At 74.6% G+C, this 25,045-nt stretch carries 25 protein-coding genes and 1 pseudogene; 10 read left to right on the top strand and 16 right to left on the bottom strand.

Annotated features, from left to right (window positions below; genetic code table 11):
• Positions 1 to 173 precede the first annotated feature (173 nt).
• The 4 genes from yajC to ruvC form a co-directional block, all read right to left on the bottom strand.
• On the bottom strand, positions 174 to 539 hold the full coding sequence (yajC, locus tag UIS43_RS25970) for a preprotein translocase subunit YajC (protein WP_041552341.1): 366 nt from the start codon (positions 537 to 539) through the stop codon (positions 174 to 176).
• 320 nt (positions 540 to 859) lie between these two features.
• A complete protein-coding gene (gene ruvB / locus UIS43_RS25965; RefSeq protein WP_117197901.1) occupies positions 860 to 2,008 on the bottom strand; it encodes a Holliday junction branch migration DNA helicase RuvB in 1,149 nt (382 codons plus the stop codon).
• A 15-nt stretch (positions 2,009 to 2,023) separates the two neighbouring features.
• Positions 2,024 to 2,644 (bottom strand): Holliday junction branch migration protein RuvA, encoded by a 621-nt coding sequence (ruvA, locus tag UIS43_RS25960; RefSeq protein WP_013151889.1) that lies wholly within the window; start codon positions 2,642 to 2,644, stop codon positions 2,024 to 2,026.
• A gap of 50 nt (positions 2,645 to 2,694) precedes the next feature.
• Positions 2,695 to 3,243: a crossover junction endodeoxyribonuclease RuvC gene (gene ruvC / locus UIS43_RS25955; protein ID WP_019607009.1), complete on the bottom strand. Its 549-nt coding sequence runs from the start codon at positions 3,241 to 3,243 to the stop codon at positions 2,695 to 2,697.
• Between the two features lie 299 nt (positions 3,244 to 3,542).
• On the opposite strand from ruvC, the gene UIS43_RS25950 reads away from it, so the two are divergent.
• From UIS43_RS25950 to UIS43_RS25935, 4 genes are all read left to right on the top strand, one after another.
• Complete coding sequence (locus UIS43_RS25950) at positions 3,543 to 4,334, top strand: NUDIX domain-containing protein (RefSeq protein ID WP_013151887.1); 792 nt, start codon at positions 3,543 to 3,545, stop codon at positions 4,332 to 4,334.
• Between the two features lie 17 nt (positions 4,335 to 4,351).
• Positions 4,352 to 5,446, top strand: coding sequence for a hypothetical protein (locus UIS43_RS25945; protein ID WP_013151886.1), 1,095 nt, complete (start codon positions 4,352 to 4,354; stop codon positions 5,444 to 5,446).
• 79 nt (positions 5,447 to 5,525) lie between these two features.
• Positions 5,526 to 6,521: a hypothetical protein gene (locus UIS43_RS25940; protein WP_358454849.1), complete on the top strand. Its 996-nt coding sequence runs from the start codon at positions 5,526 to 5,528 to the stop codon at positions 6,519 to 6,521.
• Positions 6,518 to 7,996, top strand: a complete 1,479-nt coding sequence (locus tag UIS43_RS25935) for an adenylosuccinate synthetase (RefSeq protein ID WP_013151884.1) — start codon at positions 6,518 to 6,520, stop codon at positions 7,994 to 7,996. Before UIS43_RS25940 ends, UIS43_RS25935 begins: the two co-directional genes overlap by 4 nt.
• Positions 7,997 to 8,257: 261 nt before the next feature.
• Here UIS43_RS25935 and UIS43_RS25930 read toward each other — a convergent pair whose 3' ends face one another.
• Entirely contained in the window at positions 8,258 to 8,767 is a 510-nt protein-coding gene (locus tag UIS43_RS25930) for a hypothetical protein (RefSeq protein ID WP_013151883.1), read from the bottom strand.
• Positions 8,768 to 8,911: 144 nt separating this feature from the next.
• On the opposite strand from UIS43_RS25930, the gene UIS43_RS25925 reads away from it, so the two are divergent.
• Both UIS43_RS25925 and UIS43_RS25920 read left to right on the top strand, forming a co-directional pair.
• Positions 8,912 to 9,337, top strand: a complete 426-nt coding sequence (locus UIS43_RS25925; RefSeq protein WP_013151882.1) for a PPOX class F420-dependent oxidoreductase — start codon at positions 8,912 to 8,914, stop codon at positions 9,335 to 9,337.
• Positions 9,338 to 9,347: 10 nt separating this feature from the next.
• Complete coding sequence (locus UIS43_RS25920) at positions 9,348 to 9,584, top strand: hypothetical protein (RefSeq protein ID WP_370011964.1); 237 nt, start codon at positions 9,348 to 9,350, stop codon at positions 9,582 to 9,584.
• On the opposite strand, the gene UIS43_RS25915 is transcribed toward UIS43_RS25920, so the two are convergent.
• Complete coding sequence (locus tag UIS43_RS25915) at positions 9,565 to 10,506, bottom strand: LysR family transcriptional regulator (RefSeq protein WP_370011963.1); 942 nt, start codon at positions 10,504 to 10,506, stop codon at positions 9,565 to 9,567. The two genes, UIS43_RS25920 and UIS43_RS25915, sit on opposite strands and share 20 nt — an antisense overlap.
• A gap of 84 nt (positions 10,507 to 10,590) precedes the next feature.
• Between UIS43_RS25915 and UIS43_RS25910 the strand changes: the two genes are divergently transcribed.
• From UIS43_RS25910 to UIS43_RS25895, 4 genes are all read left to right on the top strand, one after another.
• The gene (locus UIS43_RS25910) at positions 10,591 to 11,487 is read left to right on the top strand and encodes an alpha/beta fold hydrolase (RefSeq protein WP_013151880.1); all 897 of its coding nucleotides are present in this window, start codon (positions 10,591 to 10,593) and stop codon (positions 11,485 to 11,487) included.
• Positions 11,488 to 11,710: 223 nt separating this feature from the next.
• Entirely contained in the window at positions 11,711 to 12,769 is a 1,059-nt protein-coding gene (locus UIS43_RS25905; protein WP_013151879.1) for a tartrate dehydrogenase, read from the top strand.
• Between the two features lie 142 nt (positions 12,770 to 12,911).
• Complete coding sequence (locus UIS43_RS25900) at positions 12,912 to 14,171, top strand: NAD(P)/FAD-dependent oxidoreductase (RefSeq protein ID WP_370011962.1); 1,260 nt, start codon at positions 12,912 to 12,914, stop codon at positions 14,169 to 14,171.
• A 299-nt stretch (positions 14,172 to 14,470) separates the two neighbouring features.
• Entirely contained in the window at positions 14,471 to 15,343 is an 873-nt protein-coding gene (locus UIS43_RS25895) for an alpha/beta fold hydrolase (protein ID WP_013151877.1), read from the top strand.
• 8 nt (positions 15,344 to 15,351) lie between these two features.
• Here UIS43_RS25895 and UIS43_RS25890 read toward each other — a convergent pair whose 3' ends face one another.
• From UIS43_RS25890 to UIS43_RS25845, 10 genes and pseudogenes are all read right to left on the bottom strand, one after another.
• Positions 15,352 to 16,101, bottom strand: a complete 750-nt coding sequence (locus tag UIS43_RS25890) for a YebC/PmpR family DNA-binding transcriptional regulator (RefSeq protein ID WP_013151876.1) — start codon at positions 16,099 to 16,101, stop codon at positions 15,352 to 15,354.
• On the bottom strand, positions 16,098 to 16,706 hold the full coding sequence (gene pdxT, locus UIS43_RS25885; protein ID WP_013151875.1) for a pyridoxal 5'-phosphate synthase glutaminase subunit PdxT: 609 nt from the start codon (positions 16,704 to 16,706) through the stop codon (positions 16,098 to 16,100). The genes UIS43_RS25890 and pdxT overlap by 4 nt, the downstream gene beginning before the upstream one ends.
• Before the next feature lie 112 nt (positions 16,707 to 16,818).
• A complete protein-coding gene (gene pdxS, locus UIS43_RS25880; RefSeq protein ID WP_013151874.1) occupies positions 16,819 to 17,730 on the bottom strand; it encodes a pyridoxal 5'-phosphate synthase lyase subunit PdxS in 912 nt (303 codons plus the stop codon).
• A 182-nt stretch (positions 17,731 to 17,912) separates the two neighbouring features.
• The gene (locus tag UIS43_RS25875) at positions 17,913 to 18,416 is read right to left on the bottom strand and encodes a hypothetical protein (protein WP_013151873.1); all 504 of its coding nucleotides are present in this window, start codon (positions 18,414 to 18,416) and stop codon (positions 17,913 to 17,915) included.
• A gap of 76 nt (positions 18,417 to 18,492) precedes the next feature.
• Positions 18,493 to 19,704, bottom strand: a complete 1,212-nt coding sequence (locus UIS43_RS25870; protein ID WP_041552337.1) for a glycosyltransferase family 4 protein — start codon at positions 19,702 to 19,704, stop codon at positions 18,493 to 18,495.
• A gap of 332 nt (positions 19,705 to 20,036) precedes the next feature.
• A pseudogene (locus UIS43_RS25865) lies at positions 20,037 to 20,915 on the bottom strand (phosphatidylinositol mannoside acyltransferase); the annotation flags it as partial.
• Between the two features lie 49 nt (positions 20,916 to 20,964).
• Positions 20,965 to 21,594 carry a phosphatidylinositol phosphate synthase gene (gene pgsA, locus UIS43_RS25860; protein ID WP_041552335.1) on the bottom strand — a complete coding sequence of 210 codons (630 nt, stop codon included), beginning with the start codon at positions 21,592 to 21,594 and terminating at the stop codon, positions 20,965 to 20,967.
• Positions 21,595 to 21,877: 283 nt separating this feature from the next.
• The gene (locus tag UIS43_RS25855; RefSeq protein ID WP_013151869.1) at positions 21,878 to 22,453 is read right to left on the bottom strand and encodes an HIT domain-containing protein; all 576 of its coding nucleotides are present in this window, start codon (positions 22,451 to 22,453) and stop codon (positions 21,878 to 21,880) included.
• A 210-nt stretch (positions 22,454 to 22,663) separates the two neighbouring features.
• A complete protein-coding gene (locus tag UIS43_RS25850) occupies positions 22,664 to 24,310 on the bottom strand; it encodes a DUF885 domain-containing protein (RefSeq protein ID WP_370013276.1) in 1,647 nt (548 codons plus the stop codon).
• Between the two features lie 121 nt (positions 24,311 to 24,431).
• Positions 24,432 to 25,025 (bottom strand): ATP/GTP-binding protein, encoded by a 594-nt coding sequence (locus UIS43_RS25845; protein WP_013151867.1) that lies wholly within the window; start codon positions 25,023 to 25,025, stop codon positions 24,432 to 24,434.
• Between the last annotated feature and the right edge of the window lie 20 nt (positions 25,026 to 25,045).

Below are 25,045 nucleotides of genomic sequence, written 5' to 3'. Positions count from 1 at the left end.
CCTCGCGGGAGCCGCCGCGGCGGTCCGGGGTCCGGCGGGCCGGACACGGCGGTACCGGTCCCCCCGCGCGGGGGGACCGGTACCGGGGTCGGACGCGCGCGGGCCGTCCGCTCACCGCGCGGGGCGGAGGCCGGGGCCTGGGCCGAAGCGGGCGGAGGCCCGAAGAAGTACTTCTAGCCCTTGGGCTTGTCGTCGTCGCCGAAGTCGGGGCGGTCCTCCACCGGGGTGTCGTCGGCGGCCGGGGTGACGACCTCTCCGACACCGGCCTTGAGCATGCGGATGCGGGTCCCGGGCGCGATCTCCAGCAGGACGTCCTGCTCGTGGATCTCGACGACGGTGGCGAAGATGCCGGCCTTGGTCATCACCTCGACACCGGGGACCAGGGCGTTGTGCATCTGCATCTCCTGCTGGCGGCGCTTCTGGGCCGGGCGCCAGAACAGCAGCCAGAACACCAGAAGGATCAGCAGGAACGGGAACAGCATGCCGAGGAGTCCGCCCGTGGGCTCTCCTTGGGCAGCGAGGTGGTAAAGGCCCTGCACGGGGGCGTCCTTCCTGAGGTTTCTTCGTGTGGCCGACGGCTGTCGGATCGGACACCGCGACGGCCACCTTCTTCGCGTCGGCACGAACCGCGTGGTCCGGACCTGTCCGGCACGTACAACGCGCCAGAGGGCCGACTCGTTCCACCGGTGTCCAACGACACGTACGGAGTCGTGCCCCGTCTCGGCTGTTTCGTCCCAGCTTACGTGGCGTGGGTCACCGCTGCCCCACCGGATGAGATCGGAGTGTTAACGGTTCGCCCCCGGTCCGCGCGGCCGGAACCCATTGTGCCCGGACCGGGGCTCCCTGTCAGACGCCCTGGTCAGGGACTCGCCGCACCGTTGTGACCCGCGTTGCCCGCGGGGGCGGGGTTACCGGCGCCGCCGCCGTTGGCCGCCGCCGCGCCGAAGGCCGCGTCCGGCGGCGGGGTGAGCCCCATGTGCGCCCAGGCCTGCGGGGTGGCCACCCGGCCCCGCGGGGTGCGGGCCAGGAAGCCGGAGCGGACCAGGAAGGGCTCGGCGACGGTCTCCACCGTCTCGGCCTCCTCCCCCACCGACACCGCCAGCGTGGACAGGCCGACCGGGCCGCCGCGGAACCTCCTCATGAGCACGTCGAGGATGGCGCGGTCCAGCCGGTCCATGCCCAGTTCGTCCACCTCGTAGAGGTCGAGGGCGGCGCGGGCGGTGTCCAGCGACAGCCGCCCGTCCCCGCGCACCTCGGCGTAGTCGCGCACCCGGCGCAGCAGCCGGTTGGCGATCCGGGGGGTGCCGCGCGAGCGCCCGGCGATCTCCACGGCCGCGTCCGCGTCCAGGGGCGCGCCGAGCAGACCCGCCGAGCGCTGGAGGATCAGCTCCAGTTCCTGGGGGGTGTAGAAGTCCATGTGCGCGGTGAATCCGAAGCGGTCGCGCAGGGGCGCGGGCAGCATGCCCGCACGGGTGGTGGCCCCGACCAGGGTGAACGGCGCGATGTCCAGCGGGATGGCGGTGGCGCCGGGGCCCTTGCCGACCACGACGTCGACCCGGAAGTCCTCCATCGCGACGTAGAGCATCTCCTCGGCGGGGCGGGCCATGCGGTGGATCTCGTCCAGGAAGAGCACCTCGCCCTCCTGGAGGGTGGAGAGCACCGCGGCCAGGTCCCCGGAGCGCTCGATGGCCGGGCCCGAGGTGATGCGCAGCGGGGCCCCCATCTCGGCGGCGATGATCATGGCCAGGGTGGTCTTGCCCAGGCCCGGGCCGCCGGACATGAGGATGTGGTCGGGCGCCCGGTTGCGCCGCTTGGCGCTGTGCAGCACCAGGGAGAGCTGTTCGCGCACGCGTTCCTGGCCGACGAACTCGTCCAGGGCGCGGGGGCGCAGGGCGCCCTCGATCTGGCGCTCGTCCGTGCCCGCGTCGGGCGAGACCGCGTCGCGCTCGTAGGGCGGGGGCCCGCCGGGGGCCGAGCCCCGGGGGTCTTCCTCGTGGAAGTCGTACACGGGGTTTCCTCCTTCCTAGGCCCGGCTGAGCCTGCGCAGGGCGCTGCGCAGCAGGACGGCGACGTCGTCGGTGTGCTCGGCCTCGGCCGCCACGGCGGAGGCGGCGGCCTCGGCGTCCTTGGCCGACCAGCCGAGGTTGACCAGGCCGGAGACCACCTGTCCGCGCCAGGCGCCGTTGGGCTCGCTGCCGGTCCCGGCGGCCTCGGACCCGGGCAGGGTGCCGTCGGTGAGCACGGGCGCGTCGAGCTTGCCGCGCAGTTCCAGGACGATGCGCTGGGCGCCCTTCTTGCCGATGCCGGGCACCCGGGTGAGGGCGGTGGTGTCCTCGGTGGACACGGCGTGGCGCAGGCTGGAGGGGCTGTGGACGGAGAGCATGGCCAGGGCCAGGCGGGGACCGACACCGGAGGCGGTCTGGAGCTGCTCGAACAGGTGCTTCTCGTCGTCGTCGGCGAACCCGAACAGGGTCAGGGACTCCTCGCGCACGACGAGGCTGGTGGCCACGGTCCCGGTCTCGCCCACGTGCAGGCGCGAGAGCGCGGAGGGCGTGCACTGCACGGTCATGCCGACCCCGCCGACGTCGATGACGGCGGTGCCCGCGCCGCGTGCGGCCACCCGGCCGGTGAGGAACGCGATCATCTGGTGTGGGCACCGGGGACGGTGCCCCTCTCCTTCCTGGGGGCGGGGCGCTAGCGGCCGCGGGTGCGGCGGGCCAGCTCCACCTTGCGGGCGAAGTCCTGCTGGGCCTGGGCGACGCGGGCCTGGGCCCCGCCGCGCCAGATGTGGCAGATGGCCAGGGCGACGGCGTCGGCCGCGTCGGCGGGCTTGGGGGGTCCGTCGAGTCCGAGGATACGCGCCACCATCGTGCCGACCTGCGCCTTGTCGGCGCGGCCGTTGCCGGTGATGGCGGCCTTGGCCTCACTGGGGGTGTGCATGGCCACGGGCAGGCCGCGGCGGGCGGCGCAGACCAGGGCGATGCCGCTGGCCTGGGCGGTGCCCATGACGGTGCTGAGGTTGTGCTGGGCGAAGACGCGCTCGACGGCGACGGCGTCGGGCTGGTAGCGGTCCAGCCACTCCTCGATGCCGCGCTCGATCCCCACGAGCCGGTGGGGCAGGTCGGTGTCGGGGCTGGTGCGCACGGCGTCGGCGCCGAGCAGGGTGAGCGGTCGGCCGATGGCGCCCTCGACGGCGGCGACACCGCACCGGGTCAGCCCGGGGTCGATCCCCAACACGCGCACGCGCCTCACCCCTGCCCTCTCGAACGTCCGTTCGCCCACATGCTAGCGGCGGGCGACGACGTCCGCCTCCGGCCCGCCCGGGCGTGTCCGCCCCCGGGGGCGCCCGGCGGGCCGGAACCCGCCGCGGCCGCGGACCGCCCCGTCGCGAGCGTAGCCGCCCGACCGGGCGCGGCCGCACGACCCGGGCCCGCGCGCCGCCTTCGCGCTTTTCGGAGAAAAGGGATGGACGGGACGCCGAACGCGTGCTAAGTTGCTCTCAGTTCGAGAAATACTCGATGTGAGAACAACTGGAGGCGTACGTGGCCGACCCGCGCGACGAGGAGGGCGAGAGCCGGTTCCTCGCCGACTACGACCCGCACGCGTTCGCCCCGGTCGCGGTCACCGTCGACGTCGTCGCCCTCACCATCCGGTCGGGCGTGCCGCACGTGCTGCTGACGCGGCGCGCCGCGCACCCCCAGCGCGGCTGGTGGGCGCTGCCGGGCGGGTTCGTCCGCGCCCAGGACGGACCGGACGGCCCCGCCGACCCCGACCTGCCCGACGCCGCCCTGCGCGTGCTCTCGGAGAAGACCCTGCTGCCCACCGAGCTGCACCTGGAGCAGCTGGGCACCTACGGCGCCCGGGACCGGGATCCGCGCATGCGCGTCTTCTCGGTCGCCTACGTCCTGCTGGCCCCCGACCTGCCCGACCCGCACACCGGCCGGAACACCGAGGAGGCCGCCTGGATCCCCTGGCGCGACCTCGGCCACGGCGACGGCGCCCGCGCCGGACTCGACCTGGCCTTCGACCACGGCCGCGTCCTGGCCGACGCCGTCGAGCGCGCCCGCTCCAAGCTGGAGTACACCCCGCTGGCCACGGCCTTCCTGCCGCCCGCCTTCACCATCACGGCGCTGCGCGAGGTGTACGAGGCCGTGTGGGGCCAGTCCCTGCACGCGGCCAACTTCCACCGCAAGATCCTCGCCGCCCCCGGGTTCGTGGAGGACACCGGGGAACTCGCCGAGCGCGGCGGCGCGGGCGGCGGACGGCGTGCCCGGCTCTACCGCGCGGGCGGCGCCGCCCTGCTGCACCCTCCCCTGCTGCGGAGCACGCAGTGACCCCCGAGAGGAGCCCGATGACGGCCACCGGCCCCGCCTTCGAGGACGCCGAGCGCCAGGTCGCCCTGGCGGGCGACCCCGTGGAACTGTTCGGCCCGCTGCCCGAGGACGGCGGCGTGCCCCCGGCGGCCACGGCCCGCCACCGCGAGCTGGCCCGCGCGCTGCACCCCGACACGGCGCCGCCCGGAAGCGGCACCGGCCCCTTCGCCCGGCTCTCGGAGCTGTGGGACCTGTACCGGGCGATGGCCGCGGGCGACCTGCGTCTGGACGACCTCACCCTGGCCACCGGCGCGCACACCTACCGGATCGGCCGGGAGCGGCTGGCCCGCGGAGACGTCGCCGACCTCCACCCGGTGCGCTACCGGGCGCCGGAGTGGCGCGACGCGGTGCTCAAACTGCCCCGCGCACCCCGCGACAACGACCTGCTGGAGGCCGAGGCGACCGCGCTGCGCCGCATCCGGGAGCACGGCCACGAGCGCTACCGGGCCTTCGTCCCCGAACTGGTGGAGTCCTTCAAGCACCGCGACGCCGCCACCGGCGTGGAGCGGCGGGCCAACGTCCTGGGGCGGCTGCACGGCTTCCACACGCTGGCCGAGGTGCGCCGCGCCCACCCCGACGGCGTCGACCCGCGCGACGCGGCGTGGATGTGGCGGCGGCTGCTGGTCGCCGTCGGCAACGCCGCCCTGGCGGGGGTCGTGCACGGCGCGGTCGTGCCCGAGCACGTGATGATCCACCCGGCCGAGCACGGCCTGGTCCTGGTCGACTGGTGCTACTCGGTGACGGCGCACGCCCCGCGCACCGCGCCGCACATCCCGGCGATGGTGCCCGGACGCGCGGACTTCTACCCGCCCGAGGTGGCCGCCCGCCGCCCCGCGCTGGCCCAGACCGACATCCACATGGCGACCCGGTGCGTGGAGTACGTCACCGCGGGCCGCCTGCCCCCGCAGCTGCGTTCCTTCGCGCGCGGCTGCACCCTGCCCGCCCCAGAGCGGCGGCCCCGCGACGGGTTCGCCCTGCTCTGCGAACTGGACGACGTGCTGGAACGCCTCTACGGGCCGCGCCGGTTCCGCCCCTTCACCATGCCGGACCCGGCACCGGCCGCCGAGGTCTGAACCCCCCTCCCCGACCACCGTCCCCCGCCCCCCACCCCGGCGGCCCCATCCGCCCGCCCCGTCTCCCGAGGAGAACCCCATGGGAAGCAGCAACTGGTCCACCGACGCCTACCACGCGCGTCAGGCCTACAACGCCTCCGTCGGCTCCAGCAGCTTCGGCTACACCGACGACGTGCTCGCCTCGACCCCGCGCAGTGCCTGGCGGGTCCACGACAGCCTCGACCCCCACGGGGTGGGCGTGCGCGAGAGCCGCGACTCCGCCGAACACCCCGAGTCGCTGGCCATCTCGGTGCTCTTCGACGTCACCGGGTCCATGCGCAACGTGCCGCGCGTGCTGCAGACCAAGCTGCCCGACCTGTTCGGCCTGCTGCTGCGCAAGGGGTACGTGCAGGACCCGCAGATCCTCTTCGGCGCGATCGGCGACGCCACGTGCGACCGGGCCCCGCTCCAGGTGGGGCAGTTCGAGTCCGGCAACGAACTGGAGGACGACCTGGGCAACATCCTGCTGGAGGGCGGCGGTGGCGGCCAGGTGACGGAGTCCTACGAGCTGGCCATGTACTTCATGGCCAGGCACACCTCCATGGACTGCCTGGAGAAGCGCGGACGGCGCGGCCACCTCTTCGTCATCGGCGACGAGATGGCCTACGGGGCGGTCAAGGCGCGGGAGGTGCGCGAGGTGATCGGCGACGACCTCACCGAGGACATCCCCTTCCCGCGGATCCTGGCCGAGCTGCGGCGCAGCTTCGAGGTGTACTTCATCATGCCGACCGGCAGCGGCCACTACCACAACGACAAGGTGCGCGGCTTCTGGGACACCCAGCTGGGCCAGAACGTCATCTACCTGGACGACCTCGACGCGGTGTCGGAGACCATCGCGGTCACCGTCGGACTCGCCGAGGAGGCCATCGACCTGGAGAAGGGCCTGGCCGACCTGGCCGAGGCGGGCTCCGACGCGGGCGAGGCGGTGGGCAGGGCGCTGCGGACGCTGTCCGAGAGCCGCGGCTCCGTGGTCGTGGCCGACACCCCGATCGGGCTCGGCGGCCCGGCCGACGCGGGCGGGGTGGACCGGCTGTGACCGGCGCGACCGCCCCGTGGGCCGACGGGAACGCCGTCGTCGTCGACCTGGGGTTCGGCGACGCGGGCAAGGGCGTGACGGTCGACCTGCTGTGCGCGCGGCGGCGCTTCGGCGCCGTCGTGCGCGCCAACGGTGGCGCCCAGGCCGCGCACAACGTGGTGACCCCCGACGGCCGCCACCACACGTTCGCCCAGTTCGGCGCGGGCACGCTGGCCCCCGGCGGCCCGGTGCCCACGCACCTGTCGCGGCTGATGGTGGTGGACCCCTTCGCCCTGGCCGCCGAGGCCGGGCACCTGGCCTCGCTCGGCGTGGCCGACCCGTTCGCGCTGGTCACCGTGGACCGCCGGGCGCTGATCAGCACGCCGTGGCACCGGGCGGCCAACCAGGCGCGGGAGCGGGCGCGGGGCGAGGCCCGGCACGGCTCCTGCGGGATGGGGGTGGGCGAGACCGTGGCCTACGCGCTGGCCCGCCCCGAGGACGCGCCCACCGCCGGCGACTGCGCGCGGCCGGACGCGCTGCGCCGCAAGCTGCGCCGCCTGGCCGACCACCTGCACGCGGTGCGCCGCGCCCTGGAGCCCCCGGGCGCGGCCCCCGACCCCGGTGTCGGGGACACCGCGGCCGGAACCGGGCCGACGACGGCCTGCGGCGCGGTGGCAGGGTCCAGCGCGGCCCCGAACCGCGGTGCCGGGGCCCGGCCCGAGACCGAGCCGGACGTCGAGGAGTGCGTGGAGGCCTACCTGGCCTTCGCGCGGCGGGTGCGGCTGGTGGACGAGGATTACCTGCCCCGGCTGCTCGACCGCTCCCCCGTGGTGTTCGAGGGGGCGCAGGGGGTGCTGTTGGACGAGTGGCACGGGTTCCACCCGTACACCACCTGGTCCACGACGACCACCGCGAACCCGCTCGCGCTCCTGGCCGAGGCCGGGCGCCCCGGCGATGCCCGCCGGATCGGTGTGGTGCGCACCTACACCACCCGGCACGGCGCGGGCCCGCTCGTGGCCGAGGACCCGGAGCTGGGCGCGGTACTGGCCGAGGCGCACAACGGCGCGCACCCGTGGCAGGGGGCGTTCCGGGTCGGGCACTTCGACGCGGTGGCGCACCGGTACGCGCTCGCCGCCACCGGCGGGGTGGACTCGCTGGTGGTCACGCACGCCGACGCCCCCGCGCGGGCGGGCGGGCGGCTGCGCTGGTGCACGGGCTACACCTCGCCGGACGGGTCCGGCCTGGAACCGCTCCCCGCGCCGGCCCCCGCGCCCAGCGGGCCGGGCGCCGCCGTGACGGGCGCGGCCCTGGCGGACGCCGCGGCGCGCCTGGACCGGCAGGAGCGCCTGGCCCGCGCCCTGCTGGCGGCGCGGCCCGTACTCGCCCCCGCGCCCGGCTCCCCCGCCGAGGCCGTCGGCGAGGAGCTGGGTCTGCCCCTGGAGGCGGTGTTCTCGGGGCCGACCCGCGCCGACGCCCGCGTTCCGTCCCGTGTCTGACCGCCCACCGAGGTCCGCTCCGGCGGGCGGCGGGACCGGCGACGGCCTGGTGCGCTTCTCCGCCGCCGTCCGGTACCCCCGGCGGGCGGCGGTACCGGAAACGGCCCAGATCACGGGGGCTGTCCCCGCCCGCCCTGCGGCATGGGCCCGGCGGGGTCCGCGCGCCGAACGGTGCGGGGCCGGAGGGGATCCGCGCGCCGAACGGTGCGGGCAGCGTGCCCGGCCGTCGTGGCGCGGCCCTCGTCGCGCCGTCCCGCGCGTCTAGACGACGGTCAGGTGGTAGGTGGTGTCCACCCGGAAGCCCTGCCCGTCGTCCGCCCTGATCTCCAGCACGTACCCGCCGGGGCTCAGGGGCGAGACCGCGCCCCACAGCCCCCAGCTGTGCCTGCGGACCCACAGGGGGCTGCGGAACACCCCCTGGAACTCCTCCAGCGGCAGCGCGACGCCGTTGAGGTGCGCGTCGGCCCGCGCGACCGGCATGGCCACCGGCTCCCTGGAGTACTCGAAGGGGAACTGCATGTTGAACACCGGGAAGAACAGGGGGCGTCCCGTGGGCACCTCGCACCGGCGCACGACCCTGCCCCCGTAGGTACCGGCGAGGAACCACAGGTCGTCCGGCTGGTTGCGGGCCGCGTGCTCGCCGGTGGCGTCGCGGACCGGATCGCACCCCTCCGGCGCCGACCACACCCACTTCCACCAGCGCGCCGAGAGCGCGACGCCCTCACGGGCGCCGATCCGCCACGTCCCGTCGTCCGGCACGACCCCGCCCATGGCAACCCTCTCCCGTGTCCGACCGCCCGCGGCGGACGTCCGTGTTGCGCGGATCGTACCGATACGCGGGGTCGCGCCGACACGCGGGCACCCCGGCGCCGCGTCCTCCTGGAGGGACCGGGACCCGCGCACTAGCGTGGGGCCGTGACTTCTCTCTCCGACCCCCGGGTCCGCGACTTCCTGCTCCAGGGCACCCGCACCGGGATGCTCGCCTACACCGCCTCGGACGGACGGCCGCTGGCGGCACCGGTGTGGTTCGTCGTCGAGGACGGCGACATCGTCTTCAACACCGGCGCCTCCACCGCGAAGGGCCGGTCCATCGCGCGCGACCCCAGGGTGGCGCTCACCGTGGACCTGCCCGAACCGCCGTACGCCTTCGTGCAGGTGCAGGGCGAGGCCGTCGTGTCCGAGGACCCCGACGAGCTGGTGCGCACCGCCACCGCGATCGCCCGCCGCTACATGGGGCCCGAGCGGGCCGAGGAGTTCGGGCGGCGCAACGGCGTGCCCGGCGAGCTCGCGGTGCGGCTGCGCCCGACCAGGGTGGTCTCCGCCTTCGACATGGTCGGCTGAGCGCCCGAGCGTGAACATCCCCGGGAACGCGGTCCTGTTCGTCCACAACGACGACGAGAGGAAGCGGTGCCACAGCCTCAGGCCGAACAGCGTGGGTGATCGCGGCCTCACCACCGGCCGCCAGTTCCTGGACGACGCGGTGGCGGTACTGCGCCGGCACGGTTTCGGGGTCGACGCGTCGGATTTCGGCCCGGGCGGCCTCAACCCGTCGGCCCCCGAAGGGCTGATCAGCCCGAACCCCCGGTGAGGACGTCGCTCCCGGGTCCGCCCGCGTGGCCCGGGTCCGCCCCCGCGGACCAGTCCACCGCGTGGGCCACGAACGCCTCCGCCGCCGTGGTGAGCGGCCCCCTCCTGCTGACCAGGGACACGTACAGGTGGCCGGTGGGCTCCAGGTCCAGCACCAGCGCCCCGGCCCGCTCGGCCAGGTCCCGCCAGGCGTCGGTGACCACCGCGATCCCGGCCCCGCCCAGCACCAGCGGCAGGAGGGACACCCGGTGCTCGCTCTCCACGGCGACCCGGGCGTCCAGGCCGCCCGCGACCAGTTCGTCGACGAACCGTCGCATGCCCGAACCGTGCTGTCCCACGATCAACCGCTGCCCTTCCAGCCGCTGGGCGCGCACGGGTTCCCCCGCGCTGAAGGGCCCGTCGGGCGGGGCGAGCAGCACGAAGCTCTGGCGCACCAGCGGATGGGCGCGCACCCCCGTCCGCGCGAAGGGCTCGGAGGTGGCCACCACACCGAGTTCGCAGGCGCCGGTGCGCACCATCTCCACGGCGTCGCGCGTGGTCAGCGCACTGCGGACCGACACCGACACCTCCGGGTGGCGCCGGGTGAAGCCCGCCACCAGGCCGGTCAGCGGCTCGATCGCCTGGGTGGGCAGCACGGCCACGTCCACCCGTCCGCCGCGCAGCTCCCGCACCGACTCGACCGCCGAGCGGGCCAGCTCCAGGGCGCGCACCGCCTCCCGGGCGGGCTCGACCAGCGCGCGTCCCGCCCCGGTCAGCACTACACGGCGGCCGATGCGGTGGAAGAGGTCGCTGCCCAGGTCGCGTTCCAGGGCCCGGACCGCCTGCGACAGGGACGGCTGGGACAGGTACAGGGCCGAGGCCGCCCGGTTCACCCCGCCGTGGTCGACCACGGCCAGGAAGTACTCCAGCTGCCGGACGTCCACCGCTCCTCCTTATAGGCCGGGCCTATCAACGATATCGACATCCGGTCTTGGACGCCCGCGCCCCCGGCCTGCTGGAATCCAGTCATGAGCGACCTCCTCCCCTCCGGATTCGCCCGCCGCACCGTGGACGCCGGGGGCGTGCGCGTCAACGTCCGTCTGGGCGGGGACGGCCCCCCGCTCCTGCTGCTGCACGGCTACCCGCAGACGCACCTGATCTGGCACCGCGTCGCACCGCTCCTGGCGGACCGGTTCACGCTGGTCATGACCGACCTGCGCGGTTACGGGGACAGCGACAAGCCCGCCTCCGACGAGCGGCACGCCCCCTACGCCAAGCGGGCCATGGCGCGGGACCAGTACCTCGTCATGCGCGGACTGGGCTTCGACTCCTTCGCCGTGGCGGGCCACGACCGCGGCGGCCGAGTCGGCCACCGCCTCGCCCTGGACCACCCGGAGGCGGTGACGGCGCTGTGCGCGCTGGACATCGTGCCGACCCGGTACGCCTTCGAGCACGCCGACGCCGAGTTCGCCCTCGGGTACCACCACTGGTTCTTCCTGGCTGCGGGCAACGGCATCCCCGAGCACCTCATCGGGCAGGACCCGGACTTCTGGGTCCGCACCCGCATGAACGCCCGCCACCACGGCGGCACCCCCTTCGCACCCGCCGCCGTGGACGAGTACGTGCGCTGCTTCCGCGACCCGGCCGCGATCCACGCCTCCTGCGAGGACTACCGGGCGGCGGCCTCGATCGACCTGGAGCACGACCGGGCCGACGCCGGGCGCCGCCTGGAGTGCCCTGTCCTGCTGTTGTGGGGACGGCACAGCTTCGTGGGCCGCCACTACGACGTGCCGGACGCCTGGAGCGGATACGCCCGCGACGTGCGCGGCCACGCGCTGGACTGCGACCACTACGTGCCCGAGGAGGCGCCCGAGGCCACGGCGCGGCACCTGCGCGCGTTCCTGGGCGGGGGCTCCGCGCCCTGAGCACGCCCCGGGCGCGGTTCCCGCGTCCCCCCTGCCCCGCGGGGGCACCGCGTGGTCCCGGCCGACGTCCGAGCGCGGCTCCCCGCCCCCCGGCCGGGCCCTCCTCGACGGGGCCCGGGCCCCGTCGGCCCCAACGCGATGAGACGGACCGGCCCTACGAGGACGAAGAAGAGGGCCCCGCAGAGCCCGAACGCCCCCGAACACCCCACGGAAGGACACCGCCATGAAGCACTACCGCGTCGCCACGATCCCCGGTGACGGCATCGGCAAGGAGGTCCTGCCGCCCGCCCGGGCCGTCCTGGACCGGATCGGCGCCCACCACGCGCTCTCCTTCTCCTACGACGAGTTCGACTGGTCCTGCGCGCGCTACCTGGCCGAGGGCGCCATGATGCCCGACGACGGCCTGGACCGGATCCGCCACCACGACGCCGTCCTGCTGGGCGCCGTGGGATGGCCCGGCGTCCCCGACCACGTGTCGCTGTGGGGGCTGCTCATCCCCATCCGCCGCGGCTTCCACCAGTACGTCAACCTGCGGCCGATCAGCGTCCTGGAGGGGGTGCCCAGCCCGGTCGCGCGGGCGCTGCCCGGCGAGGTCGACTTCGTGGTCGTGCGCGAGAACAACGAGGGCGAGTACTCGCGTGTGGGCGGACGGATCCACGAGGGCACCCCGTACGAGGCGGCCCTCCAGGAGTCGGTGTTCACCCGCATGGGCGTGGAACGGGTGCTCGACCACGCCTTCGCCCTGGCCGGGCGGCGCGGCGGCAGGCTGACCTCGGCCACCAAGTCCAACGGCATCGTGCACACCATGCCGTTCTGGGACGAGCTGGTGGCCGAGCGCGCGGCGCGCCACCCGGAGGTGGCCTGGGAACAGGAGCACATCGACGCCCTGGCCGCCAAGATCGTCCTGGACCCGGCGCGGTTCGACGTCATCGTGGGCTCGAACCTGTTCGGCGACATCCTCAGCGACCTGGCCGCCGCCGTGGCGGGCGGTATCGGGGTGGCTCCGTCGGCCAACCTCAACCCCGAGCGCGAGTACCCGTCGATGTTCGAGCCGGTGCACGGCTCGGCGCCCGACATCGCGGGCAAGGGGCTGGCCAACCCGCTGGGGGCCATCTGGTCGGCGTCGATGATGCTCGACCACCTGGGCCACCCCGAGGCGGGCGCGCAGGTCATGGACGCGGTCCGCGCCGTGCTGGCCTCCTCCCCTGTGCGCACGGCCGACCTGGGCGGCAGCGCGGGCACGGACGAGTTCACCGCCGAGGTGCTCTCCCGCCTGCCCTGATCCGGGCGCGGATCCCGCCGCCTCCTTTGTCCGGTCGGCACAGGAACCCCACACCTGATTGTCGCTTCCCGACAAGGCCCCCGCGGTGGAAAGCGAGCATGGTGGGGACCGACGGACACGGTGAACAGGGGGAACAGGCGCGATGGCGGACGTGGGGCGTGTCGGCGGGGTCCAGCACGTGCTGGTCGTGGGCGCGGGGGTGGTCGGCCTGTCGACGGCCTGGTTCCTCCAGGAACGCGGCGTCCGCGTCACCGTCGTGGACCGGGACGGGGTCTGCTCCGGAGCCTCCTGGGGCAACGCCGGATGGCTCTCTCCGGGCCTGGCCATCCCCCTGAACGAGCCGGGCGTGCTGCGCTACGGCCTGCGCTCCCTGCTCGACCGCGACGCGCCCCTGTCGGTTCCGCTGTCCCCCTCGCCGGACCTGTGGCTGTTCCTGGCCCGCTTCGCCGCGCACTGCCGCTGGGACGCCTGGGAGAGGGCCGTACGCGCCAACCTGTCCCTCAACACCGGGGCCCTGGACGCCTTCGACGCCCTGGCCAAGGGCGGTGTGGAGACCACCGAGGTCTCCGCGCCCGTCACCGCGCTGTTCCGGTCCCCGCGTTCGGCCGTCGCGCTCCTGCGCGAGCTGGACCGGATCACGGCCTCGGGGCTGGACGTCGGCCACACCGCCCTCACCGGGGCGGCGGTCCGCGAGGTCCTCCCCCACGCCTCGGGGGCCGTGGGGGCGGCGGTGCGCCTGGACGGGCAGCGCCACGTGGACCCCGGCGCCCTCGTCCGCAACCTGGCGGCCTCGGTGCGCGAGCGCGGCGGTCGGGTGCGCACCGGGTTCGAGGCGGTCGGCGTCCACCGGGAGGGCGGCGCGGTCGTCACCGTCTCCGGCGACGGCGAGCGGCTGCGCTCCGACGCGGTCGCGGTGTGCACGGGCGCCTGGTTCGACCGGCTGGCCGCCGAGCACGGCGTGCGCGCCCGGGTCCGCGCCGGGAGGGGCTACTCCTTCACCGTCCCCACCGACGAGCCGGTGCCCGGCCCCGTCTACCTGCCGGAGGCCCGCGTGGCGTGCACCCCCTACCAGGGGGCGTTGCGGGTCGCCGGAACGATGGAGTTCCGGGGTCCCGACGACGCGCTCGACCCGCGCCGGGTCGAGGCCATCGAGCGCTCGGCCACCCCCTACCTCAGGGGGGTGCGCTGGCAGGAGCGCACCGACGCCTGGGTGGGGCCCAGGCCGGTCACCTCCGACGGTGTGCCCCTGGTGGGGGCCACCCGCACCCCCGGCGTCTTCGTCGCGGGCGGCCACGGCATGTGGGGGCTCACGCACGGCCCGGTCACCGGCGGCCTCCTGGCCGAGCAGATCGCGACCGGCGTCCGCCCGGGCGCGCTGGAGGCGCTCGACCCGCTGCGCTGAAACCCCCGCTGTCGGCGCCGGTGCCCCCGAGGGGCACCGGCCCTTCCGTGCGCGGGCACCGAACGCGGAGCCGGTGGACGGGCCCACCCGCCCACCGGCCTCAGCTCGCGGGAGTCCGACGTCACGCGGAGGCGGTTGTGCCGTACGGGCGCCCGGCCCCGGGCACGGGGTGCCTGCCCAGGCGCCTCCGTCCAGGGGTGTCAACGGTGCCGCCAGACCCTCGCGCACGGGGTTCCCGCGCGCCCATCCCCGCGTCCCGGCTCTCCGGCGGGGACGCCCCTGTCCCGAGAAGGTGAACGATGTCCACGCTGTCCCTCACCCGGATCTACCGGTCCGACGCCGGTGAGATCGCGGTGCGCTCCTGGTGCGAGCGCGCACTGGGCGGCGCCCGCGACCTGCGCTCGCCGGGGGCGGTGACCGCCGCCGGACGCGCCACGCGGGTGCACGTCCTCCCGGGCGGGCCGGGGACCCCCGTCCTGCTGCTGTCCGGGGCCCTCCTGGGGTCGGCGAACCTGGTCGCGACCGCGCGGGTGCTGCGCGCCGACCGGACCGTGCTCCTGGCCGACCTGCCCGGACACCCGGGCACGAGCGACTCCCGGCGCCCCCTGCTCGGCCGGGCGGACGCCTACGGCGCCTGGCTGGACGCGCTGTTACCCCAGGTCACCACCGAACCGGTGATCCTGCTCGGGCACTCGACGGGCGCCGCGGCCGCCCTGGCGGCGATGCCCTCACCGCTGGTGGCGGGGCTCGTGCTGGTCGGTCCGGCGGGCCTGGCCGCCCCCGTCATGGACGGCGAGAGGCTGCGCGCCACGTTCTCCTGGCGGCTCTCACCGGGTGAGCGGACCAGTTCGCGGCTCCTGGGCCTGCTCAGCGGGCCCGTCGCCGCGGGCGGCGCGACCCACCCGCTCACGGAGTGGGCGACCCTGGTCGGGCGGCACTGCCGCCCCAGCCCGGTCCCGGGCATACTGCGGGGCGAGGACTTCCGGGACTGGTCGGGCACCCCCGTCACGGTGGCCACCGGAGCCCACGACCGCGTCTTCACACCCTCGCTGCTGCGCGGCGCGGTGCGCAGACTGCTGGGCACCGACGTGCGCACGATCGCGAGCGCGGGCCACCTCGCACTCCACGAGGCGCCCGCGCGCGTGCGCGACCTGCTGCGGGAGGTCGCCTGACCGGAGGGTCAGCTGATCTCGGCCATGACCTCGTCGGGGATGTCGGCGTTGGTGAAGACGTTCTGCACGTCGTCGGAGTCCTCCAACGCGTCCACCACCCGCATGACCTTCTTGGCGGTCTCGGCGTCGACCGGGACCTCCATGGTCGGCAGGAAGCTGGACTCGGCGGAGTCGTACTCGATGCCCGCCTCCTGGAGCGCGGTGCGCACGGCGACCAGGTCGGTGGCCTCGCAGACGATCTCGAAGGACTCGCCCAGGTCCTCGACCTCCTCGGCGCCGGCCTCCAGCACCGCCAGGGTCACGTCGTCCTCGGTGGTGCCCTCCTTGGGCACGATGACGACGCCCTTGCGGTTGAAGAGGTAGGAGACCGAACCGGCGTCGGCCATGTTGCCGCCGTTGCGGGACACGGCCACGCGCACCTCGGAGGCGGCGCGGTTGCGGTTGTCGGTCAGGCACTCCACCAGCAGGGCGACGCCACCGGCGGCGTAGCCCTCGTACATGATGGTCTGCCACTCGGCGCCGCCCGCCTCCTCGCCGGAGCCGCGCTTGCGGGCGCGCTCGATGTTGTCGAGCGGCACGGAGTTCTTGCGCGCCTTCTGGATGGCGTCGTAGAGCGTGGGGTTCCCGTCGGGGTCTCCACCGCCGGTACGCGCGGCCACCTCGATGTTCTTGATCAGCTTGGCGAAGAGCTTGCCGCGCTTGGCATCGATGACGGCTTTCTTGTGCTTGGTGGTGGCCCACTTGGAGTGGCCGCTCATGAATGTCCTTTCACGATGTCGACGAAGAGGCGGTGGATGCGCGTGTCGCCGGTCAGTTCGGGATGGAAGGACGTGGCCATCAGGCCGCCCTGCCGTACGGCGACGATCCTACCGGCCTCGTCGGGGCCGGGCACTGCGCCGAGCACCTCGACCCCGGGCCCGACCGACTCCACCCAGGGCGCGCGGATGAACACCGCGTCGAAGGGGTCGCCCTCCAGGCCGTCGATGTCCACGGCGGCCTCGAAGGACTCGGTCTGGCGTCCGAACGCGTTGCGGCGCACCGTCATGTCGATCCCGCCGACGGTCTGCTGGTCGGCGGTCCCGCCCAGGATGCGGTCGGCGAGCATGATCATCCCGGCGCACGTGCCGTAGGCGGGCATCCCCGCGGCGATCCGCTTGCGCAACGGTTCCATCAGGCCGTAGCGGACGGCCAGCTTGGACATGGTGGTGGACTCCCCGCCGGGGATGACCAGCCCGTCCAGGGCGTCGAGCTGGTCGGGGGAGAGCACCTTGACGGTGTGCGCGTCCAGTGCCTGGAGCGCGCGCAGGTGTTCGGCGACGTCGCCCTGGAGGGCGAGGACGCCGATGGTGGGTGTGGCGGTCAAGTACGGCCTCACTCGTGGACGTAGGCTCGTGTTCTGCCGTGTGCGGGCGGCGGGGCCGCGCCCGGCCCCGCCGCCCGCACGACGGGCGCGGGAGGCGTCCGCCGGGCGGCGGCTACCAGCCGCGGCCGGCGTAGCGCTGGGAGTCGGACAGCTCGTCCAGGTTGATGCCGACCATGGCCTCGCCCAGACCGCGGGACACGCGCGCGATGACCGCGGGGTCCTCGTAGTGCAGGGTGGCCTGCACGATGGCGTCGGCGCGCTTGGCCGGGTCGCCGGACTTGAAGATGCCCGAGCCCACGAACACGCTCTCGGCGCCGAGCTGACGCATGAGCGCGGCGTCGGCCGGGGTGGCCACGCCTCCGGCGGAGAACAGCGGGACGGGGAGCCTGCCCAGCGCCGCCACCTCCTTCACGACCTCGTAGGGGGCGCGCAGCTCCTTGGCCGCGCCGAACAGCTCGGCCTCGTCCAGGGTGCCCAGGCGCCGGATCTCGCCGCGGATGGAACGCATGTGGCGGGTGGCCTCGACGACGTTGCCGGTTCCGGCCTCACCCTTGGAACGGATCATGGCCGCGCCCTCGCCGATGCGGCGCAGCGCCTCGCCCAGGTTGGTCGCCCCGCACACGAAGGGGACGGTGAAGGCCCACTTGTCGATGTGGTAGGCCTCGTCGGCCGGGGTGAGGACCTCGGACTCGTCGATGAAGTCGACGCCGAGCGACTCCAGGACCTGGGCCTCGACGAAGTGGCCGATGCGGACCTTGGCCATGACCGGGATGGAGACGGCCTCGACGATGCCGTCGATCATGTCGGGGTCGGACATGCGGGCGACACCGCCGTCCCTGCGGATGTCGGCGGGGACGCGCTCCAGGGCCATGACCGCGACGGCTCCGGCGTCCTCGGCGATCTTGGCCTGCTCGGGCGTGACGACGTCCATGATGACGCCGTTCTTGAGCTGCTCGGCCATGCCGCGCTTGACACGCTCGGTGCCGACGGCGTTGTCGGAGGTGTTCGGTGCGTTGTTGGCCACGGTGGTGGACTCCCGTTGTCTCGGTTCTGCTGAGGGCTGCTCTCGGGCAGCGGAGTCGGCGGCCCCACGCGGCGGTACGCGGACACCGTCGGCGCCGCGCACCCTGGTCGACCAGCCCCCCATCCTACTTCCACCCCCTTTCGAGGGTTTTGGCCAGATCGGTGTTTTCCCGGGTCCCGTATCTACGGGGTGTCGGGGCCGACGGGGAGAAGCGGGATCCGCGGCGGCTGGTCGTCGATCTCGAAGAAGTCCGGCAGGGGCGCCGTGCCCGCCAGGCGGAACGTCCGGACGAGCCGGGAACGGCGGGCGCGGCGGGTGTCGGAGACCGCGCCGTTGTAGAACGTGCGGGCCATGTGGACGCCCTTGGCGGCGGCCTCCACCTCGATCAGGTGGGGCCGCAGCATGTTGGAACGCTCAGCGGGACCCGGAGATTCCAGTGCCGCGCGCAGCGTGCGCGAGAGCGCGCTCTCGGCCAGCTCGCGTTGCCGGTCGCGCGCCCCGCGGGCGGCCTCGGCGGCCCCGGGCAGGGCGCGCGTGGCGTCGGTGCCGTCGGCGGCGGCCAGCGCCGACGCGGCGGCCAGGCGCCGCTCCAGCGCGGCCTCCAGGGCCGCGCGGGCGGTGTCGACCCGGTGGTGCAGGCGGTGCAGGCGCGTGGCCCGCCAGGAGAGGTAGAAGCCGAACAGCACCAGGGCCAGGAGGATGCCGACGACGGTGGCGGCGAAGAGGACGTCCTCGGTCAGGGCCGCTCACCCCGTTCCGCGGTCACGTCGTCCCCCGGCGCAGCAGGGCGGTGGCCCGGGGCCCGCCGTCCAGACCCACCCCGCCGGAGTGGCCGCCCCCGTCCCCGTTCCCGTCCCACAGCAGGACGGTCCGGTAGACGTGGGCGACGTCGGCGGCCACGGTGTCCCAGTCGTAGGCGCGCACCGCGCGGCGGGCGGCGCGAGAGAGCTCGGCACGCCTCGCGGGTGCCTCCAACAGCGCACCGGCACGTTCGGCCAGGTGGGCGGGGTCACCCGCGGCGAACAGCTCCCCGGCGGCCCCGCCGTCCAGGACCGCGGCGAAGGCGGGGATGTCGCTGGCCACGATGGCCGCGCCGGAGGCCATAGCCTCGGTCAGCACGATGCCGAAGCTCTCACCGCCCAGGTTGGGCGCGCAGAACACGTCGGCGGAGTGGTAGGCGCGGGCCTTGTCGGCGTCGTCCAGGCGTCCGAGCAGCACGACGCGTTCGCGCAGGTGCCCGGGGACGGCCTCCATCGCCGCCGAGGCGTCGCCGGGCCCGGCCACCATCAGGCGCAGGCCGGGGCGTTCGGGGGCCATGAGCACGAAGGCCTCCAGAAGGACGCCCAGCCCCTTGCGGGGCTCGTCCAGGCGTCCCAGGAAGCCGATCGAGCCGCCCTCCCCCGGCCAGCCGGGCAGGGGGTCTGCGTGCGCGAACCTGCGCACCGCGACCCCGTTGGGGATGAGCACGGCGTCGCCGCCCAGGTGTTCGACCAGGGTGCGCCTGGCGGCCTCGGACACGGCGATGCGGCCGTTGATCTTCTCCATGGCCGAACGCAGCGCCGGGGAGCTCACCGCCATCGCCCGCGACCGGGGGTTGGCGGTGTGGAAGGTGGCCACCACGGGGCCGTCGGCCGCCCAGCACGCCAGCAGCGAGACGCTCGGCGCGGACGGCTCGTGGATGTGCAGGACGTCGAACCCGCCCTCGGCGATCCACCGGCGCACCCGCGAGGCGGCCCTGGGGCCGAAGGTGAGCCGGGCCACCGATCCGTTGTAGGGCACCGGGACCGGTCTTCCGGCGGGAACGAGGTAGTCCGGCAGGGCGCCGGTGTCCGCGTCGCCCACCGGCGCCAGTACCGACACCTCGTGCCCCATGCCGGTGAGCGCCTCGGCGAGGTCGCCGACGTGCTGCTGCACCCCGCCCGGGACGTCCCAGGCGTAGGGGCAGACCAGGCCGACCCGCATGCCCACGGTCACCCGTTCCGTTCGTCTCGTCCGGGGGGCCTCGCCCCACTGCCTTGAGGGGCCCCTACCCCGTTCGCCGCGGTGAACCCGCCCCGAGTGCCCGGTGCGGTTGCGTCGCCCGCCCCTCCCGGCGCACCCTCGTCCGGTACCGTGCCGCCGACCGGGTCCTCCCGGACAGCGCCACCCGGCGCGGTGCCGTCGCCCGCCCCTCCCGACGCGGTGCTCTCGTCCGTCACCGCGGGCACAGCGGTCTCCGCGGTCGCCCCTCGCGGGACGCGCGCGCGGTCGGCGGCGACCGGGGCCGGAACGCCGCCGTCGGCTCCGCGGCCGCGCGAGACACGCGCGTGGTCGGCGCTGAACACCGGCTGGAGCATGTGCCAGTCCTCGGGGTGCTCGGCGATCGCCCCCTCGAAGACGCGGACCAGCTCCTGGGTCGTGGCCTGGACCCGCTCGGCGCGGGTGGCTCCCCCGGAGACGGGGATCTCGTCGTGGACCCGGATGTTCCAGTACGGGCCGTCGTACCACAGCGAGACCGGCATCAGGGCCGCGCCGGTGTTGAGGGCCAGCGCGGCGGGTCCGGCGGGCACGCGCGCACGCTCCCCGAAGAAGTCCACCTCCAGGCCGGTGCCGCTGATGTCGCGGTCGGCGAGCAGGCACACCAGTCCGCCCCCGCGCAGCCGCCGGGCCAGGGTGCCCACGGTGTTCGAGCCTCCGGTCAGCGGCAGCACCTCCATGCCCAGGGACTCCCGGTAGGCGGTGAAGCGCTGGAACAGGCTCTCGGGGCGCAGCCGCTGCGCGACGGTGGTCAGGGGGGTGCCCCTCAGGGCGATCCAGGCCCCGGCGTGGTCCCAGTTGCCCATGTGGGGCAGGGCGGCGACCACACCGCGGCCCGACCGGACGTGCTCCTCCAGGACCTCGATCCCGGTGGCGCGGGTCCGGCCCAGGACGTACTCCTCACCCATCGCCGGGAGGCGGAACATCTCGTAGTAGTAGCGCATGTAGGAGCGCATTCCCGCGCGGGAGAGCGCGCGCAGCTGGGCGTCCGTGGCCCCGGGGCCGACCAGGCGCCTCAGGTTGCGCTCCAGGCCGCGCGTGCTCTCGTCGTGGGCGCGCCAGGAGCGGTCGGCCAGGCGTCGGAACAGCGCCCGCCCCGCGCTCTCGGGCGTGCGGCGGATCATCGCCCACCCCGCCGTGTAGGCCAGGTCGGCCGTGCGTTCGTCCACGTCGTGTCCCCGTTTCCCGTTCTGCCCTTTGCGCCGTCCCCTCGTGCGCTCAGGCTCCGCCGTTGGCTTCGCCGGTCCCCGCGGCGCCCTCGACGTAGTCGGGGTCGTTGAGGCGGGCGCGGGTCTCCACCAGGCGCTGGAGGACGGTGAGCAGGCTCATCGCGGCCAGCAGCCACAGACCGCCCGCGAGCGCGTAGGGCACGTCCAGGCCGCCGAGGCCCACGGCGACGAGGATGACCACCAGGCGTTCGGTGCGCTCGGCGACGCCGACGTCGCAGTTGACGCCCAGCCCCTCGGCGCGCGCCTTGATGTAGGACACCATGAAACCGCTGACCAGGCAGAAGAGGGTGAGTCCGGCGAGCAGGGGGTCGTCTCCCTCGCCGATGAACCACCACAGGAGCCCGGAGAGGATGGCGGCGTCGGCCACCCGGTCGAGGCTGGAGTCGAGGAAGGCGCCGAACGCGCTGGCGCTGTCGCGGGCCCTGGCCACGGCCCCGTCGAGCATGTCGAAGAGCACGAAGACCGTGACGACGACCGACCCGGCGTACAGCTGTCCCTGCGGATAGAAGAACAGGGCGCTGACGACGACGCCGAGGGCGCCGACGATGGTGACGATGTTCGGTGTGAGGCCGAGGCGGGCCAGACTCCGGCCGAGCGGAGTGGTGACCCGGGAGACCATGGGGCGAAGGATTCTCAGCATGTCTTCTTGGAATCGTAGGGCGGGAACGGTCATGGAGGTGGGAACCGCACCGGCGGGAGTGGGGACCCCACCGAGAAGGTGGGAGCCCGGCCGCGGGAGTGGGGACCCCACGGGTGGAACGGCTCGGGGGTCGGGCCGTGTGGGCTCGGATGGACTGGACGGACTGGGTGTGCGGGTCGGACCGGGCGGGGCCGGGTGGGTGGGCCCGTGGGGGTCGGGGCGGCCTCCAGGGGGCGTGTCGCGTGCTCCCGCGGGGCGCGCCCTACTCTCTGGGCCAGTGCGCGGCGAGCTTGGACCGGGTCTGCTCCAGCATCTCGGGCAGCACCTTGGTCCGGCCGATCACGGGCATGAAGTTGGCGTCGCCTCCCCAGCGGGGAACGATGTGCTGGTGCAGGTGGGCCGCGATCCCGGCACCGGCCGCGCCGCCGAGGTTCATGCCGACGTTGAAGCCCTGCGGCCCGTAGGCCGCGCCCAGCGCGAGGATGCCCGCCTGGGTGAGGGCGGCCACCTCGGCGGTCTCCTCCTCGTCCAGGGCGGTGTAGTCGGACACGTGGCGGTAGGGGCAGATCAGGATGTGGCCGCTGTTGTAGGGGTAGAGGTTGAGGACCGCGTAGGCCGACTTGCCCCGGGCGACCACGAGGCCCTCGGGGTCGGACAGTCCGGGGGCTCGGCAGAAGGGACACCCGTCCTCGGGGCGCGAGCCGCTGGGCTTGCCCTCGCCCTTGATGTAGGCCATGCGGTGCGGCGTCCACAGCCGTTCCCAGCCGTCGGGGCTTCCCGTCCCCACGGCGGGAGGGTCGCCGGGAACGTCCTCGTGCTCGTCGTCGGCACCGCGCATGGCTCGTCCGTTTCCGTCGCCTGTCCGTACTCTCTCGCGCCTCCAGCATAGAAGCGCGGTGGCGACCGCGGGCCGAACCCGGCCCGGCCTGTGGACAACTCCGTGGGCATCCTCGGGAACCCGCGGGGACCGGTCGTGCCCGCCGCAGCCGCCGGTGTACCAACGCGTGGAGGGCGGCCGGAGTGCCCGTCAGGCCGGGTGGCCGCGTCCCTACAGCCCCAGCAGGGTGCGCAGGTGGCGCGGGGGCGGGCTGCCGTGGGCGAGCATCGCGTCGTGGCGCTCGCGCTCGGTGAGCGCGGGCCGGGCCAGGGCCAGGTCGCTGGCGATGTCGGAGACCTCCGCGTAGCCCACGTAGTAGGTGGACAGCTGGGCGCTGGTGAGCTGGGCGCGGTGCCACTTGCCGACGGCCTCGCCCTCCTCCTGGTGTCCGCGCCGGGTCATCAGGGAGATCGCCTCGGCCTCGGTGAGGTCGCCGGTGTGCAGGCGCACGTCCAGGATCGCGTTGATGATCATCCGCAGGCGCATCTTGAGCTGCACCAGGCGCAGCGCCAGGTCCTCGCGCCGGTCGCCGGACCAGCCGTGGCGGGCCAGCACCTCCTCGGCGTAGACCGCCCAGCCCTCCACGAAGGTGCCGCTCCACAGGGCCCGGCCCACCCGGGTGCCGCCCTCGTGCCGGGCGGCGTGGGCGAGCTGGAGAGCGTGCCCGGGAACGGCCTCGTGGGCCATGAGGTCGCGCAGCATGACCGCGTTGTACTCGCGGAAGAAGGACTCCCTGCGCTCGGCGGGCCAGTCCTCCGGCGGCGGGGCCACCGCTACCAGGGTCGGCTGCTCCCCGGACCGCGGGTCGAGGGGGCCGGGGGGCTCGCAGTAGGCCACCGACACCCCGCGGCGGGCCTCGGGCATCGGCACGATCCGGACCGGGTCGTCGTGGACCGTCACGATGTCCAGCGCGCGCACCCGCTCGTTCAGGTGCAGGAGGGCGTCGGCGCAGGCGGGGCGGACGGTGTCGGCGTCGGTGGCGCCCCGTGCGGCCAGCTCGGCGAGCGCCTCGGCCACCCCCTCCCGGCGGCGCGCCCCGCCCAGGTACTCGGCCGCCGTCTCGGCGATCGCCTCCTCCGTGGCCAGCAGGTCGCTCTCGGCGCGCACCAGCAGCGCCTCGGGCGAGAGCTCGGAGTCGAGGGTGTACCAGAGCTGGGCGGCGAAGTCGCGCTCGCCCAGACGGGGGTCGGCGGTGGCGGTCTCCAGACGGTCCCGCAGCCAGGCGGCGTGCTCCTCCACGGCGGCCAGGGCGGCCTCGCGGGCCGGTTCCAGGGCGGAGGGCGCTCCCTCGGCCGGGGCGGGCACGTCGGAGGTGAGCATGGCGCGGGCCCCGGCCGCCTGGGCCAGGGCCGTCTCCACGTGCACGCGGGGCATGCCGGGGCCCTCCGACAGGCGCGAGCGCGCGGTGGCGAGGTGGTCGGGCAGGGCCGCGCAGCGCGCGGCGAGCGCCGACAGGCGTTCGGGGAGGGGCAGGACCTCACGCTCCACGAGGGCGTGCAGGGCCTCGCCCGGCGAGTACAGCAGCGGATCCCACGTGTGCGGGCGCAGTTCCGCGGTGTGCCACAGGTCGGCGCTGACGCGGGTCCGCAGCACCTCCAGGTCGACCCGGTCGCCGGCCGGGATGAGGTCGGGGTCGATCTCGTCCAGGGATCCGAGGGCGTCGGTGAGCACGGAGACGCGGCGCACGTCGGCCTCGGCCGAGTGGTCGGACAGACGGGAGGCGCCACGGGTGTCGCCCAGGTCCAGCGCCCACTCGGGGGCGTCGTGGAGCAGGGAGTCGAGCACGCGCTCGGCCACCTCGCGGAACCGCCGGGTCATCGCCTCTGGGTCGGGCTGGGAGGAAGAGCTCATGGCGCCATGATGCCAGCACGGACGCCCGGTTCCCGTCCGACGGGAACCGGGCCGTGCTCTGTGCGGGACCCCGGCCCGGGTGGCCCTCCTAGCGCCAGGAGCTCTGGCCGCCCGTGGAAGTGGGCTGTCCGGCCGCGCCCTCGGGGTCCCCCACCGTGATGGCGTGCTCGACGAGGGTGATGAGCGTCGACTTGGTGGAGGCCTTGTCACGGGCGTCCACCTGGACGATCGGGATCTCCGGGCTGAGCGTCAGCGCGTCCCGGACCTCGTCGGCCGCGTGGGGGTAGTAGCCGTCGAACCCGTTGATCCCCACGATGAAGGGCAGACGCGCCTCCTCGAAGTAGTCGATCGCGGGGAAGCAGTCCGCCAGACGGCGGGTGTCCACCAGGACGACGGCGCCGATGGCGCCCTTGACCAGGTCGTCCCACATGAACCAGAACCGGTGCTGTCCGGGGGTGCCGAACAGGTACAGGATCAGGTCGGAGTCGAGGGAGACGCGGCCGAAGTCCATCGCCACGGTGGTGGTCTGCTTGTCCGGCGTCTTTGCGAGGTCGTCCACCCCGACGCTGGCGCTGGTCATGACCGCCTCGGTGGTCAGCGGCACGATCTCGGAGACGGAGCCAACGAATGTCGTCTTCCCGACACCGAAGCCCCCGGCGACGACGATCTTGACCGACGTCATCGCGTTCCCCCCAGCACCGC

The sequence above is a fragment of the Nocardiopsis sp. LDBS0036 genome (genome assembly GCF_041228755.1).
Lineage (GTDB): Bacteria > Actinomycetota > Actinomycetes > Streptosporangiales > Streptosporangiaceae > Nocardiopsis > Nocardiopsis dassonvillei.
The sequence above is the reverse complement of the archived record's forward strand: the minus strand, read 5'-3'. Positions and strand labels throughout refer to the sequence as shown.